Raw genomic sequence first — 1,305 nt, 5'->3', positions numbered from 1 at the left:
ATATTTCGATAGCTCTAAGTTCTCTGTTTTACGTCTTATCAATAACTTGCGCGCTAAAGCTGTACTTTGCCCTGGTTTAGAAATCACCTTTGTCGACAAGGTTGGCGGTGAAGAACATAAATGGTTCTATGAAGATGGTCTAAAAGACTACCTTGCAGAAGGTGTGAAAGGTTACACCTTACTGCCTGAGGAACCTTATGTCGGCGAATTCGTTGCTGAAACAGAAATGGCGAACTGGGCGATTATTTGGCAGCCAGAAGGCGGTGATATGATCACCGAGAGTTACGTGAACTTAGTACCAACTAAGCAAGGTGGTACACACGTAAACGGCCTTCGACAAGGTCTGCTTGATGCAATGCGTGAGTTCTGTGAATTTCGTAACCTTCTACCGCGTGGCGTTAAGTTAACGGGTGACGATATTTTCGATCGTTGTTCGTACGTATTATCGGTGAAGATGCAAGATCCGCAATTTGCTGGTCAAACAAAAGAACGTCTTTCTTCTCGTCAAACCGCAGCGTTTGTGTCTGGGGTGGTAAAAGATGCCTTTAGCTTGTGGTTGAACGAAAAACCACAACTGGCAGAACAGTTAGCTGAAGCTTGTATTGCGAATGCTCACCGTCGCATGCGCGCAAGCAAAAAGGTTGTGCGTAAGAAGATTGCTTCAGGCCCAGCACTGCCGGGTAAGCTAACCGATTGTTCGGTTCAAGATTTAAGTCGTACCGAAATCTTCTTCGTGGAAGGGGACTCGGCGGGTGGTTCTGCTAAACAAGCACGTGATCGTGAGTTCCAAGCGGTTATGCCACTTCGCGGTAAGATCCTAAATACATGGGAAGTGTCAGCGGACCAAGTATTGGCTTCACAAGAAGTACATGATATTTCGGTTGCTTTGGGTATCGATCCTGATAACGATGACTTGTCAGGCCTGCGTTACGGTAAGATCTGTATCCTTGCCGATGCGGACTCGGATGGTCTTCATATCGCGACACTGCTATGTGCACTATTTACTCGCCATTTCCATGCATTGGTTGAAGCGGGTCATATCTATGTGGCAATGCCCCCTCTGTATCGTATCGATTGCGGTAAAGAAGTGTTCTACGCACTTGATGATGCAGAGAAAGATGGTGTGCTTGAGCGACTGTCGCAGAAGAAAGCTAAGATCAACGTGCAACGATTCAAAGGTCTGGGTGAAATGAACCCACTTCAGTTACGTGAAACCACCATGGATCCGAACACTCGTCGTCTTGTTCAATTAACGATTGATGACAACGAAGCGACCAACGAGATGATGGACATGCTGCTTGGTAA

The 1,305-nt window shown here is 46.5% G+C and carries 1 protein-coding gene; it reads left to right on the top strand.

The features are described 5' to 3' along the window. A partial coding sequence (parE, locus tag AB4653_RS22050; protein ID WP_372105351.1) for a DNA topoisomerase IV subunit B occupies positions 1 to 1,305 on the top strand: 1,305 nt, incomplete at both ends.

Source organism: Vibrio sp. 10N.222.48.A3, assembly GCF_041475345.1.
Classification (GTDB): Bacteria; Pseudomonadota; Gammaproteobacteria; order Enterobacterales; family Vibrionaceae; genus Vibrio; species Vibrio tasmaniensis_A.
The sequence above is the reverse complement of the archived record's forward strand: the minus strand, read 5'-3'. Positions and strand labels throughout refer to the sequence as shown.